Raw genomic sequence first — 19,096 nt, forward strand, 5'->3', positions numbered from 1 at the left:
TAGAGGCGCTGCAAGCGTAAAGGTCTGTCGACAACCCTAATTATTATCATTGCAATGCCCAAGCATTGCAGAGTTCTTCTCCCTCATCCATCAGCAGGCCTATCAAGGGTGTTGATGGATGTTTTATTTTCATGTTTTGGGTGTGAACGTAAAAAAGCCGGTATCCTAGGATACCGGCTGCCTTATCGGCGAAAGGTTAGATGTTGGAAAAAGACAAAATTACAGACCTTTCAAAAAAACGGATGCTAAAGCTTGTCAAGTAGCGAGCTTAAGCTTGAATACCTTGTACCAGCTTCACGACTTGCTCAGCTGTCTGCATATTCAGCGCTTCTGCCGCCAGCTTCTCCATCTCTGCACGGGACAGCTTGGAGATCTGACTGCGAGCAGGCAGAATGGAAGTAGCACTCATGCTGAACTCGTCAAGACCGAGGCCCACCAGCAATGGAATTGCTGTAGCATCGCCTGCCATCTCGCCACACATGCCAGCCCATTTGCCTTCGCGATGTGCTGCGTCAATGACCATTTTCACCAGACGAAGGATCGCCGGGTTGTATGGCTGATACAGGTAAGCGACACGTTCGTTCATACGGTCTGCAGCCATTGTATATTGGATCAGATCGTTGGTACCGATACTGAAGAAGTCCACTTCTTTGGCGAACTGGTCTGCCAGTACAGCCGTCGAAGGAATTTCGACCATGATTCCAATCTGGATATCCTCAGATACTTCAGTTCCTTCAGCTACCAGCTTAGCCTTCTCTTCAAGCAGCAGAGCCTTCGCTTCACGGAATTCATCCAGTGTAGCAATCATCGGGAACATGACACGCAGATTTCCGTATACGCTCGCACGCAGCAATGCACGCAGCTGTGTTCTGAAGATGTCTTGACGATCCAAGCAGAGACGTACCGCACGGAAGCCCAGGAACGGGTTCATTTCCTTCGGCAGATCCAGGTAAGGAAGCTCCTTGTCTCCACCGATATCAAGTGTACGCACAACTACAGGTTTGCCTTCCATTCTTTCAAGTACAGCCTTGTAAGCATTAAACTGTACATCCTCGGATGGTAGCTTGTCGCGGCCCATATACAGGAATTCTGTACGATACAGACCAACAGCCTCGCCACCGTTGTCGATAACGCCCGCTACATCGTTCGGTGTACCAATGTTCGCAGCAAGCTCCACATGGACACCATCTGTTGTAACGGTTGGTTGATCACGCAGCTTACGCCATTCTTCACGCTGTACATCATAAGCCTGTTGCTTCGCACGATATTCAGCAATCACTTCATCCGAAGGATTAATGAACACATCTCCGTCCAGGCCGTCAACGATGATCACATCACCATGCTTGGCTTCGGACATGATGCTCTTCGTCCCTACAACCGCTGGAATCTCCAGCGAGCGAGCCATGATTGCGGAGTGAGAAGTTCTGCCACCGATATTGGTAGCAAAGCCTTTGACGAATTCGCGGTTCAATTGTGCTGTGTCCGAAGGCGTCAAGTCTTCAGCCAGTACAATAGTCTCTTCACGAATCTCGGCAGGGCTCATGAACTTCACGCCCAGCAGGTGATTCAGCACACGCTTCGTCACGTCACGCATGTCAGCGGCACGCTCTTGCAGATATGCACTCTTCATGTTTTCGAACATCGAGATGAACTGGTTAGCTGTCTCATTGAGTGCATGCTCTGCATTGACCATCTCATCGCTAATTTTAGCTTTGACCGGATCAATCAGCTCAGGATCTTCGAGGATAAGCAGGTGAGACGCGAAAATCTCAGCCTTCTTCTCGCCCAGCTCCTGCAGCGTCTTTTCCTTGATCGCTTCCAGTTCGGTACGGGATGCTGCCAGCGCAGCATCCAGCTTGGCGATCTCCGCCGGTGCATCGGTTACTGTGCGCTTCTCTACAGAGTAATCAGGGTGCTCCAAGATAAACGCCTTGGCAATTGCGATACCTGCGGAGGCCGCAATCCCTGAAATCTTATGCATGTACTTCGCCCAGCCCTTCCTTAACCATTACATCTTCCAAAGCTTGCAGAGCTGCTGCAGCTTCAGCGCCCTCACAGATGATGTTGATGGTGTCGCCTTGCTCAAGACCAAGGGACAATACTCCCAGGATGGATTTCAAAGTTACTTTTTTGCCGTTAGCTTCAGCAAAGGATTCTGCACCGCTGAATTTGTTAGCTGTGTTTACCAGAGCTGTTGCTGGGCGTGCATGGATACCGTCTTCGTCCGTAATTTTGAATGTTTTTTGCATAATCATCTTCCCGCCTTTTTTAAAATATATTATGGAGTTAATCATTAGGCTATGAATGGCCTTATATAGAAACTGCACCGCCGAAAGTAGCAGCTCTATAAGAGCTCTGCTCGAACGGGCATGTTTTCACAATGTTATTAACCTACTTAGTGCCTACTTAACGCGCTTAACACGTTTTCCAAGTGAACGTAACAATATCTTCCTCACCAGCGACAAGCTCACCGGATTTGTTCAGCATCACGGCTACCTCTTCCGGCAGATTCATGAAGATTACAGAGGATACGCTGGATCTTGCTTGCTCACGAATAACGTCCAGATCGAACTGGATAATCGGCTGTCCTGCCGCCACCAGCTCATCCTCCTCAACGAGAAGCTCAAAGCCCTGACCACGTAGCTTGACGGTACCAACACCTATATGAACGAGTACCTCTTTTCCACCATCTGATAGGATGGTAACAGCATGCTGCGTCGGAAAGACGTTGGCAATCCGTCCATATACCGGAGATACGACAAGTCCACTATGAGGTATTACCCCAAATCCATCCCCTGTCATTCGATTGGAAAATACAGGATCAGGCACTTGACCAAGGTCCAGCAGTTCACCCTGCATAGGCATGACGACAATCTCATGTAGAAGCTGCCGATCCTGCTGCATAGAATGCAAATGTCCTTGTAGTGGCTCAGGCTGACGTCCAGCCATGATGTCCTGCATACGGGATTTCAGTAGCTCCGATACAAGACCGTACACCACCTGAAAATGGTTCTCTATAATCTGGATGCCAGCAGCACCTAGTCCCTCCAGCATAACATAGTGTACGACAGATGCGTCCTTGACTTCAACTCGCAGCCGTGTGATACAGCAATCCAGATGCTCAATGTTAGCCGGTCCCCCAAAGGCTTCCAGCAATGCTCCCGGAAGTGCTTCCATAGCTTCTTCGGATAAGTTCTCCGGGATATAAGGCCGTGAATTTCCGAAACGCTTGTGGAACATCAACGAGCTTTCCTCCTAGTCGTGTTGCGAGAACAGTTGCACAACTGCGCAAAAAAGGCATCAGTTAACAAAGTGACAGTTATAGCCTTTGGAATGTATCTTTCCCATTATAGCTATATCCAATCATACTTTAATCAACTCATGCCTGATCGAATCAGTAACACGTATCGTTATGCAATTATTCATGCACATTCAATAAATCTAAGAACAAGGCTAATTATAGCACGAAGCCTTCAGAGTTTGCAACCTGATGTTCTCTTGTGCTTGGTGAGATCTTTAACCAGAGTATTCTTGCTCCTTGCGCTGTTGTAAACGCTGTAAATGCATAGTTAAATAGCTCACTTCCGCAGCATATACAGGCAATCCCAGCCGCTTCTCCATAATCTTCGTCAGCTTCCAGGCAAGCGTGTACATTTCAGGATACTCCGAGCTCATCAGCTTATCCAGCTTGTGCATTTGCTCCACCGCTTCCCCACGCCGGACACGCTCGATCACGAAGCGCAGATGGGTTAACAGGCGTGAGTAATCCAAGGAATCGACAGGAATATTATATTCCAATGCATCCTCTACAATCGTCACTAGATCCGTAATCAACGCTGAATGCTCACGCACCTGAGAAATATGTTGATTCGTCATCGCACTATATATATGCAAAGCTACAAAGCCAATTTCATCCTGTCCCAAATCGATTCCAAGACGATCACGTATCAAGTGAATTGCATATTCCGCCATTCGATACTCCTCGGGATAGATCTCTCTGGTCTCGTATAGAAAGGGATTATGAATAATGATCCCCTGCTCCTTGCGCTTTAAGGCGAATGCAATATGATCCGTAATGGCAATATGAATATGTTCATTCAAAGGCACGCGAACCTGACCTTCGATATGGTGAATAACCTCACCGATGATCTCAATCAGTCGCTCGTCGACCTGAGGAATAAGCTGCTTGTACTGCTCCTGCTCCTCTTGGTTGGTGAGAATGAACATCTTCTCCACCGATTCCAGCGATATATGGTCATTGGACTTTCGATTGAAGCCAATTCCCTTCCCGATAACGACGACCTCCTGATCATCAGGACGCACGCCAATAATAACATTGTTGTTTAATACCTTGACCACTTGTAGGCTGCTCACCATCCGCACCTCTTTTGCTCCAACTCTCGCACTTACAGGGTGTCTCGCTTAAGGTAACAAAATTTTCAGTAGAGGTCAATAGAGGTACATCTCGCAGGCCCCTGATTACGTCAGGAACAACGGACAGCCCGCCTGGCAGAAGGAAAGTCCTTTGCAGGGGGCTGTCGCCAAATTCATATCAAATTATGAATTAGTCCTTAGACCGACTAAGACTATTCTTCAATTCGACGCTTCCCTGACTCTGACGGAGCTTGCTCGGTAGCAGGAACTGCTGTTACCGTCGATGCTGCTCCATCAGTCGGCACCGTGAATGCAGGTGTACCCGTTTTACCTTTGGTAAGTCCATGGATCAGACTCTCCACGTCAATTCCGGACACGCTCTTCAGCATCTCTGGGGCCGTGGACATCAGTTCTGTAACATAATTGCTTACTCTGGCAGCTCCAGCGCCATCTCCCTTGCCTGTATCAACGACGGTCAGCTTCTCAATAGAGGCGATTGGCTCTGCAATTTTGCCAGCCAGCTCAGGCAGCATTTTGACAATGATATCGAGCACGGCAGCCTCTCCGAACTTCTGGAAGGCCTCGGCAAGCTTTTCCTTCGCTTCGGCTTCAGCCAGACCACGCAGTCGGATAACTTCCGCATCAGCAGTACCTTTGGCAAGCTCAGCATCCGCAACCGCCTGACCTTCGAGCCGTTTTTGCTCGGCTGTAGCCTTGGCTTGTGTCTCAATGGAGTACTGTACCGCATCAGCTTCCCGCATTTTACGCGCCTTATCCGCTTCGGCAGCTTGCTCGACCGCGTAACGGTCTGCTTCAGCCTTCTTCTTCACCTCAGCATCATACTGCTTCTCGCGCACTTGAATTTCCTTGCCCTGAATATCGATCTCCCGCTCCTTGCGCACGAGCTCGACCTTCATTTGCTCCTCAACCACGGTCTGCTTGGCACGCGCCTCCTGGATATGATAGGCCTGATCCGCTTCGGCCTTGGCCGTATCCTGATCCTTCTTAAACGCAGCGACCTTCAGTTCCTTATCCTTCTCAGCCTCAGCAATGTTGGTATCCCGTAACAGCTCAGCCTTTTGACCCTCTTGCTCGGCACGCGCCTTCTGAATCCGCGCATCCCGAACAGCCTCAGCTTCTGCAATCTCTGCATCACGTTTGACTGCTGCAATCCGCGGTTTACCGAGCGCATCCAGGTAGCCATGCTTATCACGTACATCCTTAATTGTGAACGAGACAATTTGCAGTCCCATTTTCTTCAAATCACGCGCAGCGACGCCCTGTACCTCCTGAGCAAACCGATCACGATTACGATATACCTCTTCTACAGTCATCGTCCCCAATATCGCACGCAGATGACCTTCAAGTACTTCCTGGGCTTCGCTTCTCAGCGCCTCAAGCGGCTTGCCGATGAACTGTTCAGCAGCAGTAGCCACATCCTCGATGGAGCTACCCACCTTGATAATAGCAACTCCGTCTGCAATAACAGGAACCCCTTGCTCCGTATATACTTCAGGAGTCGTCACATCGAGCTTGTGTGACAGCAAGGAAATGAATTCGGATTGCTGAAAGATTGGCCAAATGAACGCACCGCCACCACGCACAATCTTGATTTTCCGACCCGAATCGTCCTCAGAGATGTTCTTGTTTCCCAGAAAGGACCCCGTTACGATCATCGCCTCATCCGGGCCAACCGTCTTATAACGGGCCCAGAACGCAATACCCATAACCACAATCACAGCTACTACAATACCGGGAATAAGTATTACATCCATGTTAATCAAATCCTGCATGTTCTTCATCCTCTCCCCTATGTATTCGTCTTACACATTAAGATCAGAGACAACCAACACACCATCAGTGACTTCTATGACCACTACGCGGGTACCTGCAGCAAGCGGCTTATGCTCGAAGCTTGATGCTGTATGGATCGTATTTGCCGCCCCCAGCTTCACCATGACCTCTCCGAAGCCCTTGGCGGGCACAGGAATCGTAATCTCTCCAATCTTCCCGCCCAGCTCCTTCATGGAAAAGCCAGTAGATACTTCACTGTTCATCATGGGCTTCACAAATGCAAGGAACACCACCACAGCAACCAGGAAAGCGATCAACAGGGCTGCAATCAAGACGGCTGTACTCCCCAGGTTCGTGTATTTGCTTAGTAAAATACCGGCTCCGCCAAATGTCGTAGCCGCTCCTGCCAGTACTACAGGATTGAGCCAATCAATACCAGCCAGATCGAATACGCCATCAAGCCAGCTACCTAGCACATCGCCAATCAATACACTTACAATTGTAAAGAGCGCTCCGCCGATCAAGAATCCCCAGAAGACCGTTTCCAGCATAACCAGACCTCCTTTGTCCGTCGCTGATCTTATATCAATACATACGTATGTTGCCAATGCTAAGTTTCAGATATTTTCCTAAAGTTCGAATTATTACCCAGCTAATCCTCTGAATCCCTGAATATGAAATACTCATTCTGTCGCTTCATCATCTATATATCTTACCTAAAATGTAATATTACGTCTATGACTTTACGACTCATATCCATTCTACCTTCTCAATGAACGACAAAAAACCGGCAGTCTTATCCAAGACCGCCAGTTCCTGCAAGGCTACTTTGTTAAGCTGCTACTCGTTCAGCTGCCATTGGCCGAGTAGTAGAACATAGTACGCATTGTAAATATGAAGTGTAAGTATACTACAACGAAGCTTGATAGATGCTGACTACATCCTCACGCTGCAGTTTCTTGAAGTTGCCGAATGGTCCAAAGCGCATCGCTTTGTCTGCCATCAGTTCAATGTCCTTATCCGTAATATCGTAGTCTGCCAGACGACTTGGCGCACCAATCGAGCTCCAGAAGCTGCGCAGCGCTTCAATGCCCTCTTCAGCAACCTGACGCTCAGATTTGCCCTCAGCATTCACATTGAACACATGAACAGCCATACGTGCGAAACGCTCAGGCTTCACGTCGATATTGTGCTTCATCCAGTTCGGGAACAGAATGGCCAGACCACCACCATGCGGAATGTCGTACACAGCAGATACAGCATGCTCAATATTGTGCGTTGCCCAGTCACCAGCCAGCCCCATGTTCAGGAATCCGTTCAGTGCCATGGTACCACAGAACATAACCGTCTCGCGCAGCTCGTAATTGTCGAGATCATCCACCAGCTTCGGCGCTGCCTCGATAACAGCACGCAGAATGGTCTCACACCAACCCAACTGTACCGGGGTGTTCGTATCCAAGTGGAAGTAGTGCTCAAGGACGTGAGACATCATGTCCACCATACCGTATACTGTCTGATCTCTAGGCAAAGAGAAGGTGTACGTCGGGTCCAAGATGGAGAACGCAGGGTATACCAGAGGGCTACCCCAACCTAGCTTCTCCTGAGTAACTTCATTGGTGATCACTGAGCCTGAGTTCATCTCGGAGCCCGTTGCAGCCATCGTCAGCACAGTTCCGTATGGAAGTGCTGCCGTCGGTACAGCCTTACGCTCAACGAAATCCCACATATCGCCATCATATTTCGCACCAACCGCGATTGCCTTCGTACAATCCAGCACACTGCCTCCACCTACAGCAAGGATGAAGTCAATGTCATGCTGCTTGCACAGCTCGACACCCTTATGTACCGTAGCCAGACGCGGATTGGGCTCGACACCTGCGAGCTCTGTAATCTCTACCTCAGCTTGCTTGAGGAAGCCGATGACTTCTTCATAGAGGCCGCTGCGCTTGATGCTACCACCACCGTAGACCAGCAGTACGCGCTTACCGTACTTTGGAATTTCCCGAGTCAATACTTCAAGCTTGCCCTGACCAAAAATAAGACGAGTAGGATTATGGAATTCAAATGCTCTCATCGTGGATGTTCGCCTCCGATTCATTTCTTAATTTCACTTCTTGGTTCTACTTCTTCGTTTTACTTCTTGGTTTGTTCTTAACCAGCGTTCATGCCACGCACTCATACATTATAACGCTTTTAGACACAAAATAACAAATCTCAGTATATTGCGCACGATTTAATGACGAAGTATTGGTATGTTTTTTAGAAGTACAGCAATCAGGAATATTCAATATTGCTCTGAATAAAGGAACAACAGATTGCACTGCATAGATGAACAACACAAAGAGCAAGTCCTGCTTCTGCAGCAGAGCTTGCCCTTCGTGTATAATTTGATATGGATTATCAATTAATTATCACTTTAGATAATCACACTTGAGACAATTACACTTGCGCGCGGTACCCAAGGCTATTCAGGAAGGCTGCAAAGGCCTTCTGACCCTGAGCATCCCGTTTGAATACGCCCGCATGCTCCAGAATCTCGCTGAACTTCAGCCCAACCTCATTCTGAATAATCTCAACAGCCTGATCCTTATCAAGGCTGCTACCATGACGTTCAATCAGTGACCCGATCCACTCGGCGTGCTTGTTGAGCGGATGGGTCTCATCCTCCTGAATTGCCGGCTCCAGCGGAGCACTGCTGCTCAGCAAGTCTGCAATGCCATCCAGCTCTTCCTTAAGACGGCCCGGCAGGATCGCAAGACCCATGACCTCGATCAGTCCAATGTTTTCTTTCTTCAGATGGTGCATCTCACGATGTGGGTGGAAGATCCCTTCCGGATACTGCTCATTGGTACGGTTGTTACGCAGCACCAGATCCATTTCATACTCACCATTCTCACCACGGCGTACAATTGGTGTGACCGTATTGTGCGGGACTTGCTCACCATTCTCATCGGAGAAGGACAGAATATCTACTTCAGCATCGCTGTATTGCTTCCACGCTTCATAGAGCACATTACCTGCCTCTAACAGCTGCTCAGGATTGTTAGAGCTTAGACGAACGACCGACATTGGCCATTTAACCGTTGCGGCCTGCACCTCAGGGAATGCGTCACTGCGATATACTGCTTCACGCTGAGCCAGCTGAATCGGGAAGGTATGCTTGCCCCCCTGGAAATGGTCATGCGTCAAGATCGAGCCACCTACAATCGGCAGGTCTGCATTCGAGCCGATAAAGTAATGCGGGAAGTCCGTCGTGAACGCCAGCAGACGGCGCAGCGTATCCTTTGTAAGCTTCATTGGCACATGATCATGATGGAAAATGATACAGTGCTCGTTGTAGTACACATATGGAGAGTACTGGAACAACCACGGCTCCTCGATCAGCTTAAGTGGAATGACGCGCAGATTCTGACGGGCAGGGTGATTCACGCGACCTGCATAACCCACATTCTCCCGGCAGAGCTGACATTTAGGATAGACAGGAGGCGGAAGCAGCTTCGCCATGGCAATCTCCTTCGGGCTCTTCTCCGGCTTCGAGAGATTGATGGTAATCTCCATGTCTCCGTAATCCGTAGGCTGCTTCCAATATACATTCTTATTGACCCGGTCCATGCGGATATAGTTGGAGTCGATGGATAGCTTGTAAAATTGATTCGTTGCCGCCTCAATCCCCTGCTCTGTCTGTGTCTGTCTAAAGGCACGAATGACATCCGATGGACGAGCCATCAATTGGCCCATAATCTTCGCATCCAGCAAATCACGATACGTATCTGTATTCTCAGGAATTAACCCCAGCTCGTAACCATAATCAATCAATACATCCAGCATCGACTGCGGACTGTCCGGGATATCTAGTTCCTCATGACCAGCATAAGGCTCGGAGAAGCCAAACTGCTCCAGCAGCAGATTACGGCTGTAATCGTAATCCGTCTCTTCAATCAGTCCTTGCTTCAGAGCAAAGCCTGTCAGTCTATCAATAGCCTGAAGCGCGCTTTGCGCTCCGGCAGTAAGTTCCGTGTCTGGTGATGCTTGTGTTCCCTTCGCCATGATGGGCCTCCTTTGATTCTTGCGGTATATTACTCGCCGTAGCCGTCAGGATGGGACTGATGCCAGCTCCAGGCTCCGCTGATAATATCAGCAAGCTCGGTGCGGCTAGGATTCCAGCCGAGCACGGTCCGTGCTTTATTCGAGGAAGCAACCAGAATCGCAGGATCACCTGCACGACGCGCCTCCATGACTACTGGAATATCAAGGCCAGTCACCTGCTTCGCAGTCTCAATCACTTCCTTGACGGAGAAGCCTTGACCGTTACCGAGGTTAAATACATTGCTGTCGTTGCCCTCGCGCAGATAACCGACTGCGCGCAGATGTGCATCAGCCAGATCACTCACGTGGATGTAGTCACGAATACATGTTCCATCCGGTGTGGGGTAGTCATCACCGAAGACAGAGATATGCGGACGCTGCTTCAAGGCTGTCTGCAGTACCAATGGAATCAGATGACTCTCAGGACGGTGATCCTCGCCGATCTTGCCGCTCACATGAGCTCCTGCCGCATTGAAGTAGCGCAGGGATACATATTTAATGCCCAGCACCTTGTCGAACCAGGACATCATGCGCTCCATCATCAGCTTGGTCTCACCATAGACGTTGGTAGGCTCCGTACGGTCAGTCTCTTCAATAGGTACCTTTTCCGGCTCACCATAGGTAGCTGCTGTAGAGGAGAAGACAATTCTGGATACCTTGGCTGCACTCATTGCTTCCAGCAGGCACAATGTACCAAATACGTTATTATCATAGTATTTTGCTGGGTCCTTCATACTTTCGCCTACCAGGGAATTTGCTGCAAAGTGAATAACCGCATCAATCTGATTCTCCGCAAACACAGTCGCCAGGAGCTCCTTGTCACGCAGATCGCCTTCATACAGCTTACCGCCAAGAAGCGATTCCTTGTGTCCTGTCTGCAGATTATCAACGACTACAACCTCTTCACCCTTCTCAAGCAATGCTGCCACCGTATGAGAACCAATATAACCTGCTCCACCAGTTACCAAAATAGCCATTTTCCAAATCCCCTTTCTATTAGTTACTGCATGAATATCACATGTATAAGAGTTTGTTTCAAAACAACAACGGCAACAAAAGATGAGCACTTGCGCTCCAGTGTACCATACATGACATGTGATGAATGCCATGCTAAAAAGATCATTTCATTGATGAATCCAAGCCTCGGCTATCATTCAGAATGTTACTTCGGGCATGCCCCTTACACTGATCAGTATATAGAACACACAGCCGATATGTAATGTATTGATGTGTTATCCATATGGATAAATGTGACTTCACAGTTTATACTACAACATGAAGCGTACACACACAATTCAAGAGAATTGCGACCCACAGCTTCAACTCCATTTTATGAACATGTAAAAGCAAGGAGTGGTACCCGCCCATGTCCGCAGATTACTCGTACGCTATAGCCTCTAACCCGGTCTATTATGATCAGAGCAGACTCCATGTGCTATTTGCCGGGGAGAGCCAGACCCATCCTGGGCACTCGCTCGGTCCCAAGCTTTACGATTATTATCTGCTTCATTTCGTTGAATCCGGTCAAGGGGTATTTCGCACAGAGCAGCAAAGCTATTCCTTGCAGACTCACGACTGCTTCCTGATCCATCCTGAGCAGCTCGTCAGCTACGCTTCCAATCAGGAGGAGCCTTGGAAATACAGATGGGCAGCCTTCACGGGCAGTGCCTCCCACGAGTTGGTTCGTCAAGCAGGCTTTACCACTGGAGCGACTGTATTCCGGGCTGCCGAGCATAGCTGTATTCCTGAATGGATTAAGAGCATGCAGCAGGGCTTCAACACGCGCAAGAGCAGCTCGCATCCCGCAGCGATCGGATATCTTCATTTGATCATGGCTGAAGCCATGGACCACTTGGCCGAGGAGCTGCCGTTAGCAGGACCTGAATCACACCTTCGCTCTACAGTCCGGCAGATGATTCAATACATGGGTACCCAATATGCCCATCCCGTGTCGATTGAGGATATGGCTACAGGCCTGGGATACAACCGTGCTTATCTATCCCGCATATTCAAGCAGGAAACGGGCGTATCGCCAGTGACTTATCTGCTGAAGCTTCGTATAGACAAATCCCGACAGCTGCTCCGGGAACGGCCCGGACTCTCCATCGAACAAGTAGCGGCCTCCGTTGGAATGCAGGATGCCCTATATTTCTCCAGACAATTCAGCAGGCTGTATGGGCAATCGCCGAGCGAATATCGGCGCTCGATTCTTGCAGGCTCCTCCTGAGTGTGCGAGCTGGGCTGGGGCCACGCTACGAATACATAAAGCTGGCCCGCTTGGACATCCAAGCGGGCTAATTGAGCTGTTCATCTATAATGACTCTGCTATTCATCTATAGTGGCTCTAATGAAAGTGATTAAGTGATTAGGTCTAGAGTAACTCGAACTCTAGTAGCCATAACGATTGTAGTAACGATCACGAACTCGTGACTATGTTGTAACAGGTACGCTTAGAGCATACCACTTCTAATTAAGACTTGGAGCCCTCTTGGCCGGAGGAGTGCAGAATGGAATCGATCCGTTCCAGCTCTTCTGTCGAGAAATCCAGATTAGAGAGTGCTGCCACGTTCTCTTCAATCTGTTCAGGACGACTGGCACCTATGAGCGCAGAGGTTACACGTCCCTCACGAAGTACCCAGGCAAGAGCGAATTGAGCCAGACTCTGACCTCTTGCACCCGCCATCTGGTTCAAGGCTCTCACCTTGCGCAGCATGTCCGGTGTTATATTATTGGAGCTCAGGAACTGTGAAGCGCCTGCAGCGCGAGAATCATCCGGGATACCATTCAGATATTTATTGGTAAGCAGTCCTTGCGCCAACGGGCAAAATGCGATACTGCCTACTCCGTTCTCATCAAGCACGTCCTGCAAACCCTCTTCAATCCAGCGGTTCAGCAAGGAATACATGGGCTGATGGATGAGAAGTGGTGTCCCGAGCTCTTTCAAGATTCGAGCCGCCTCGGCAGTCTGCTCGGCACTATAGCTGGAGATCCCCACGTAAAGGGCCTTCCCGGAACGGACAATGTGATCCAGTGCCATCATCGTCTCCTCAAGCGGAGTATCCGGATCAAAGCGATGGGAGTAGAAAATATCCACATAATCAAGTCCCATGCGCTTCAGACTCTGATCCAGACTTGAGACCAGATATTTACGAGAACCCCATTCACCGTATGGTCCAGGCCACATATAGTAACCTGCTTTGGTAGAGATGACCATCTCATCGCGATATGCCTTAAGGTCACTTGCCAGAACCTGCCCGAACAATTGCTCAGCAGATCCTGCTGGAGGACCATAATTATTTGCCAAATCAAAATGGGTAATCCCTAGATCAAACGCTCTTGTCAACATATTCCGACCATTCTCGGCGTTGTTGGTGCCACCAAAGTTATGCCACAGTCCCAGAGAAATAGCCGGGAGCTTCAGGCCGGATTTGCCTGTACGATTATATTTCATATGTTCATAACGATCTTCACCAGCTAAATAAACCATTGCTATACCCGCCTCTCTCCACTCATGATTGTGTTTTCTTTCCTACGGAACATCATACGCCCTTGACAACTTTTTTACAAGAAAACGATTACACTACCAACCTTCCAACCTCATGCATGATCTGCCCGATCGGTTCGGTTAACAACAGGTCCGCCCGATGGTCATACGGAGTCGGGTCCGCATTCAACAATACCGTGCGTTCTCCTTGAAAATAAGTAATTAAGGAAGCAGCCGGATGAACGGTCAGTGACGTGCCGCCAATTAACAGTAAATCAGCCTCTGCTATAGCCTCCACTGCATCTGATAAAGTCTTGTAGTTCAATTCCTCTTCATATAACACCACATCAGGCTTGATCATGGCTCCGTCATGCGGACAGACAGGCACGGTGCTCTCACTGTCCATAATCTCCTCAAGGGAATAAAAGCGTGAGCAGTTCATACAGTAGTTGCGATGCACAGACCCATGAAGCTCCAACACACGCTGGCTGCCAGCCTTTTGATGCAGACCATCAATATTTTGCGTGATAACCGCGGACAGCCTGCCTTCAGCTTCTAGCCTGGCCAGCAATTCATGACAACCATTAGGCTTAGCATTCGGATGCAGCATCTTGCGACGATAAAAGTCAAAGAAGACGTTCGGGTGTTCGAGGAAAAAGGTCTTGCTTAGCATAACCTCCGGTGGGTAAGGCAGCTTCTCTTCATTTCGATACAGTCCTGCAGCTGACCGAAAATCCGGAATTCCACTCTCTGTGGACGTTCCTGCCCCACCAAAAAATACGATTTTGCTGCTGTCTGTAATCCATGAAGCTAGTGTCTGTTTTTTGTCCATACCAGCATCACCTCATTAATTGTCTCCATAGAATAACATGCAACCCTATAATTCATTACACAAGACTCTGTCTTACTATAATCTCATCATAGCTGTGAATGATATCATCTGCATCCAGCAGATATGTGGCTGTCTCCGACTCTGCAGCATAGCCAATCTTCAAACCCGCTCCAGCAAGTCTGCCCATCTGCATGTCTCCATTCGTATCCCCGATCAGTACGGTCTCAGACGGACTGACCCGGAGCTGGGCGCAGGCATGAAGCATCATGGCAGGATCAGGCTTACTATGTACGACCTGATCATAGCCTACCACTGTGGCAAAATAAGAATGGATTCCCAGCCAATGGAGATGCTCCTCCGCTTCCTTCGTTCCATCTGCCGTAACTACTCCCATGACAATCCCGACTTGGTGACACTGTTGCAGCAAACTCAACAAGCCTGCCGGCAGACTTGCTGGCCTCTGTTGTCGGATTTCCTGCGTCGCCACTGAGGCCAACTCACGTACACGCAGCACCGCCTCATTCCAAGGCTTACCAGCTGCATACAGCTGCCAAGCCAGAACAGCGGTTGTCTCCTCAATCGATCCCATGGCCAGTGGACCTCTGCGGTCGTAGCCCATCGGCTCACCATCCGCATTATGAGTTGTACCAAGTACCCGGTGCTTCGGGCCTGTAAAGCTACCCTTCAGCACTTGAAGCTCTTGCTCAAGCATCTCCAGCAGCGTACGAGTCCAAGGTCCCCACATTTGCCAGAAGTCCAGCAGCGTGCCATCCTTATCGAACAGGACGGCTCTGCAGGGATGTCGTCTTCCTTTTACAAGCAACTCAGCCATTCCAATCTTCTCCTTAGAGTGGACATAGGTATTAGACAAGTCTTATTTTGAGGATGCATCAACATCGACAGTCGCAGTTAACCAGTCCATCATAACCTGTGCTGTGCGGCTTTCCTGCTCTTCTGCGGTAATCGTAGCCACGCCATCCCCCTTTTGCGGGCCATAGCTTCCATATTGAGCGTGATTTCCACCTTCTACGGTGTAGTACAACGTACTATCAGGCAGATTAGCTCGTCCACTCTGATATTTCTCCCTATTGATCACCTGATCCTGTGTACCCAGAATGGATAGCACTGGAAGGGAGGTCGTATGCAGATCTGCCTTGCTGTCCGCATAAGACGCCAGAAGGAACAACCCTTGAATCTGACCTGAATGAGTCGCTGCATACCGGGCCGCCATGGCTCCGCCTAAGGAGTGGCCCCCGATCACGAAGGATTCGTCAGGATAGGCAGCCAGGACAGCATTCGCCGCGTCAGGCTCCGTAAACGCAAGGTTGAACTGCATTTTCACAATGACCGTATGATGCCCTTGCTCCGCGAGAGACTTCGCTAACGGGGCATAGCTCTTCGGGTCTACCAGTCCGCCTGGGTAGAAAATAACCCCTGTACCCTTGCCCGCTCCCTCTTCTGGCATGAAATCAATCCACTGCTCCGTCTCGGTCACCTTCACTTGAGCCTCTGCTGCACTGCTGATAGCTGTCAGAGCCACCTCGTCTGCCTTGTAGGGTGTCAACACCTTCCAAGCGCCCCAGCCAACGATAGCTACCAACAGGAGTAGTACGATCAGAAGCACCTTCCATACCATTCGGCGAGGTTGTCTCGCACTGTATACACTCATACCTCTACTTCGTCTTCTCATGCGAACCACCTTTTCGAAATTGTCTAGCGAAATACAAAACTCCAACGCCACCATAATCGCAGCTTCGGAGTCTAATGTTGTCTTGCAAGGCCGGACCACCTCATGCTCACAGTCCAGCCCATTCTACTACCGTCTAGCCTTAGCCTCCCGGTAAGCCTTCATGTACTGCTCTGCCTTGGAACGTACCCGCTTCATATCTCCAGATTGGGTAGCCTCGGCCGTCAGATCTGAACCGATACCTACAGCCACAGCTCCACCTCGAATCCAGTCCCCAAGATTAGCGACGGAGACACCACCCGTTGGCATGAAATTCGCCTGTGGCATGGGTCCCTTCATTGTCTTGATAATTGATGGTTCATACACACTGCCCGGGAAGAGCTTTACAATATCCACGCCCCACTCCAGCGCTTGCTGAACCTCTGCCAAGGTCATAACCCCTGGCAAGATAGGCACACGATAGAGATTGCACAATCTGATCGTCTCCGGATTCAGCGATGGAGACACCACGAATTCAGCACCTGCCATAATGGCGGCTCTAGCAGAGTGTGGTTCCAGTACCGTACCCGCCCCAATGATAGCGAACCGATCCTCATGCTCTGCGTTCCAGCTATAGATTCTGCTAAGGGATTCGATCGCACGCAAAGCTCCCGGAACTGTCAAAGTAATTTCAATCGCCTTGATTCCACCCGCGATAGCCTGCTCAGCCATTTGCACGACCTGATCGCTGGAATCCCCCCGCAGCACAGCAACTACACCGCAGTCGACTATTTTTTGCACAAGTTGAATTTTTTTCATTACTTATTCTCCTTAGCACTTGTTTGATTGTATTCAGGACATCCCACAGCCTATACAGCTGATCCTATTCACGCTAGGTTAGACTCTTGGGTTCAATTATATAGGAAGACAGCTTGGATCAGGAACGCTAACTTGCCAGAAAGCCTTCATTGCAAAGGTGTTTCATACCTTCAAGGGAAGATGCCCAGCTTTCGTTAGGGTACCATTGGTATAGGGGCAGGTCAAATCTGGAGCCATCAAACGTGTCAACGTTTCGACACAAATATGGGATCTGAGAACGTTTTCTATTGTGAAAAAAATCACTATCTAATTCCTTTGGCTAGCGTATTTTGAAAGTATAAAAAGATGATTTCATAATTACTTTTCATTATGTATTGATGGGGGAATACCGAATGACTGTACATGACACCTCGCGCGGTGACACCGTGCTGATCAACCTGCGGTTGCTGCTGATTTTTTGTGTATTTATTGGAAATGCTCTTGAGCCGCTGCTTGCTGACATGCCAATAGCCCAAGAGGTGTACACGTGGATATTTATGTTCCACATTCCACTGTTTGTATTTGTCACAGGATATTTTTCCAAATTTAATCTGCTCGGTTCGGGCGGTCGCAAGGTACTTTTACAAATTGGACTGCAGTATTTGATATTTCAGACGCTCTATTCCTCTCTTGATGCCCTGTTCTTCCATGTACCTGGCATTGACCATTCATTCTTTGCACCTTACTTGCTGCTGTGGTTCCTGGCTAGTCATATTTGTTGGCGGCTACTGATGATGCTCCTTATTCGGCTGTCTGTGACTTCACAGCTCGCTGTTGCCTTCGGACTTGGTATTATGATCGGATACCTTCCGGTGGACGGAATTTGGCTGAGCCTGAGCCGGACTTTCGTATTCATGCCATTCTTCGTCATTGGCTATCACTTCTCTTACGAGAAGCTAGCCGCATGGTGGAACCGCAAGGCAAGAGTGACGGCTATTGTGCTATCCTGCATGCTACTATCGGTATCAGGCTTGATCGCTCAAGTACTCCCAGCGGGCTGGTTATACGGAAGCATGACCTACCTACAGCTGGGTCACACCGATTGGTATGCTGGTCTGTTCCGTATCGGTATCTATCTGCTACAGATTGCTGCCTCTGTCGTTTTCCTCGGATTCGTTCCACTAGCTGCCGGCTTCTGGACGGATATGGGCAGACGGACTCTCTATGTCTTCCTGCTGCATGGCTTTGTGATCCGGGCGGCTGTGATCTCAGGGATCTATAGCTACATTACACTTCCCTATGAGGCATTACTGCTCATCGTTACGGCTTGCGGAGCGACTGCCCTGCTGACGCTTCCGACTGTGAGAACACTATCGCACGCCATTGTAGAGCCTCGGACAGATTGGTTATTGCGCTACATGAAGCCAAGCCTGCGCCAGCCAAGAAAGGCGTGAATACGAATTAGATAAAGAATGAACAAGCTTGAATATTCATGTCTCACATATCATCTGGGAACTATTGTGACTTGTCCCAGGCATCTTTTCTCCTTGTTTCATGTCGCAAGGGAAGTGGTAAGTACAGGGTGCGTACATCAAACTTGTCCCAAGGAGTGATTGGTTATGGCACCCCCCTCAGACAAAGGCAAGATGACTAGGGCCGAGGCCGGAAGGCTTGGCGGGCAAGCCACCTCCAAAAAGCACAGTCGGGCTTTCTACCAGGGAATCGGCCGTAAAGGCGGCGTGACGACAGCAGAGACACATACCAAGGAGTTCTATCAAGAGATTGGTCGCAAGGGTGGAGAAGCCACTGCTGAGTCCCGGGATCGGGAATTTTATCAGGAAATCGGTCGCAAGGGCGGCAAAAAGTAATCCTCATCTCCATTTATGCACGTCACTGGGGCATATCCAGTTGACATGTCCGTTGAAGTCCCCATTATTTCTGGCAGTAGCCGGCTTCTGTGTGAGCCGGTTTTTTTGTGTATCCTCCAGCAAGGCCCATATAGCAAAAGCTGACTAGATGTGATAGACTCTTTAGAAAACATAAACGTTCATTAGCGCTCAAC

General features: G+C 49.3%; 17 protein-coding genes. 3 read left to right on the plus strand and 14 right to left on the minus strand.

All coding sequences use genetic code 11. The features are described 5' to 3' along the window. Positions 1 to 268 precede the first annotated feature (268 nt). The 9 genes from ptsP to galE all read right to left on the minus strand — a co-directional run bounded on the left by ptsP (position 269) and on the right by galE (position 11,231). Positions 269 to 1,981, minus strand: coding sequence for a phosphoenolpyruvate--protein phosphotransferase (gene ptsP / locus D328_RS0109195; RefSeq protein ID WP_018884701.1), 1,713 nt, complete (start codon positions 1,979 to 1,981; stop codon positions 269 to 271). Then, positions 1,974 to 2,249 (minus strand): HPr family phosphocarrier protein, encoded by a 276-nt coding sequence (locus D328_RS0109200; protein WP_025681322.1) that lies wholly within the window; start codon positions 2,247 to 2,249, stop codon positions 1,974 to 1,976. Before D328_RS0109200 ends, ptsP begins: the two co-directional genes overlap by 8 nt. A 166-nt stretch (positions 2,250 to 2,415) precedes the next feature. Beyond that, entirely contained in the window at positions 2,416 to 3,240 is an 825-nt protein-coding gene (locus D328_RS0109205; RefSeq protein ID WP_018884703.1) for a glucose PTS transporter subunit IIA, read from the minus strand. Between the two features lie 276 nt (positions 3,241 to 3,516). Next, positions 3,517 to 4,374, minus strand: coding sequence for a glucose PTS transporter transcription antiterminator GlcT (gene glcT, locus D328_RS0109210; RefSeq protein WP_026281092.1), 858 nt, complete (start codon positions 4,372 to 4,374; stop codon positions 3,517 to 3,519). A 212-nt stretch (positions 4,375 to 4,586) separates the two neighbouring features. Then, positions 4,587 to 6,167, minus strand: a complete 1,581-nt coding sequence (locus D328_RS0109215; protein ID WP_018884705.1) for a flotillin family protein — start codon at positions 6,165 to 6,167, stop codon at positions 4,587 to 4,589. Between the two features lie 30 nt (positions 6,168 to 6,197). Then, on the minus strand, positions 6,198 to 6,716 hold the full coding sequence (locus tag D328_RS0109220; protein WP_025681318.1) for a membrane protease regulatory membrane protein: 519 nt from the start codon (positions 6,714 to 6,716) through the stop codon (positions 6,198 to 6,200). 362 nt (positions 6,717 to 7,078) lie between these two features. Continuing rightward, positions 7,079 to 8,242, minus strand: coding sequence for an iron-containing alcohol dehydrogenase (locus D328_RS0109225; protein WP_018884707.1), 1,164 nt, complete (start codon positions 8,240 to 8,242; stop codon positions 7,079 to 7,081). A gap of 365 nt (positions 8,243 to 8,607) precedes the next feature. Then, entirely contained in the window at positions 8,608 to 10,215 is a 1,608-nt protein-coding gene (locus D328_RS0109230; RefSeq protein ID WP_018884708.1) for a UDP-glucose--hexose-1-phosphate uridylyltransferase, read from the minus strand. A 29-nt stretch (positions 10,216 to 10,244) separates the two neighbouring features. Beyond that, positions 10,245 to 11,231 carry a UDP-glucose 4-epimerase GalE gene (gene galE, locus D328_RS0109235; RefSeq protein WP_018884709.1) on the minus strand — a complete coding sequence of 329 codons (987 nt, stop codon included), beginning with the start codon at positions 11,229 to 11,231 and terminating at the stop codon, positions 10,245 to 10,247. Positions 11,232 to 11,620: 389 nt separating this feature from the next. Between galE and D328_RS0109240 the strand changes: the two genes are divergently transcribed. Then, positions 11,621 to 12,481: an AraC family transcriptional regulator gene (locus tag D328_RS0109240; RefSeq protein WP_018884710.1), complete on the plus strand. Its 861-nt coding sequence runs from the start codon at positions 11,621 to 11,623 to the stop codon at positions 12,479 to 12,481. Positions 12,482 to 12,724: 243 nt separating this feature from the next. Here D328_RS0109240 and mgrA read toward each other — a convergent pair whose 3' ends face one another. From mgrA to D328_RS0109265, 5 genes are all read right to left on the minus strand, one after another. After that, positions 12,725 to 13,741 (minus strand): L-glyceraldehyde 3-phosphate reductase, encoded by a 1,017-nt coding sequence (gene mgrA / locus D328_RS0109245; protein WP_018884711.1) that lies wholly within the window; start codon positions 13,739 to 13,741, stop codon positions 12,725 to 12,727. Between the two features lie 88 nt (positions 13,742 to 13,829). Further along, the gene (locus D328_RS0109250) at positions 13,830 to 14,570 is read right to left on the minus strand and encodes an NAD-dependent protein deacylase (RefSeq protein ID WP_018884712.1); all 741 of its coding nucleotides are present in this window, start codon (positions 14,568 to 14,570) and stop codon (positions 13,830 to 13,832) included. A gap of 55 nt (positions 14,571 to 14,625) precedes the next feature. Beyond that, the gene (locus D328_RS0109255; protein WP_018884713.1) at positions 14,626 to 15,402 is read right to left on the minus strand and encodes an HAD family hydrolase; all 777 of its coding nucleotides are present in this window, start codon (positions 15,400 to 15,402) and stop codon (positions 14,626 to 14,628) included. A 42-nt stretch (positions 15,403 to 15,444) separates the two neighbouring features. Next, a complete protein-coding gene (locus D328_RS0109260) occupies positions 15,445 to 16,260 on the minus strand; it encodes an alpha/beta fold hydrolase (protein WP_025681313.1) in 816 nt (271 codons plus the stop codon). Positions 16,261 to 16,386: 126 nt separating this feature from the next. Next, positions 16,387 to 17,055 (minus strand): bifunctional 2-keto-4-hydroxyglutarate aldolase/2-keto-3-deoxy-6-phosphogluconate aldolase, encoded by a 669-nt coding sequence (locus D328_RS0109265; RefSeq protein WP_018884715.1) that lies wholly within the window; start codon positions 17,053 to 17,055, stop codon positions 16,387 to 16,389. A gap of 392 nt (positions 17,056 to 17,447) precedes the next feature. Here D328_RS0109265 and D328_RS0109270 point away from each other — a divergent pair, with 392 nt between their 5' ends. Together D328_RS0109270 and D328_RS0109275 are read left to right on the plus strand one after the other, a co-directional pair. Further along, positions 17,448 to 18,488, plus strand: coding sequence for an acyltransferase family protein (locus D328_RS0109270; protein ID WP_018884716.1), 1,041 nt, complete (start codon positions 17,448 to 17,450; stop codon positions 18,486 to 18,488). 165 nt (positions 18,489 to 18,653) lie between these two features. Then, positions 18,654 to 18,902, plus strand: a complete 249-nt coding sequence (locus tag D328_RS0109275; RefSeq protein ID WP_018884717.1) for a KGG domain-containing protein — start codon at positions 18,654 to 18,656, stop codon at positions 18,900 to 18,902. Positions 18,903 to 19,096 lie beyond the last annotated feature (194 nt).

Source organism: Paenibacillus massiliensis 2301065 = DSM 16942 (assembly GCF_000377505.1).
GTDB classification, from domain to species: domain Bacteria; phylum Bacillota; class Bacilli; order Paenibacillales; family Paenibacillaceae; genus Paenibacillus; species Paenibacillus massiliensis.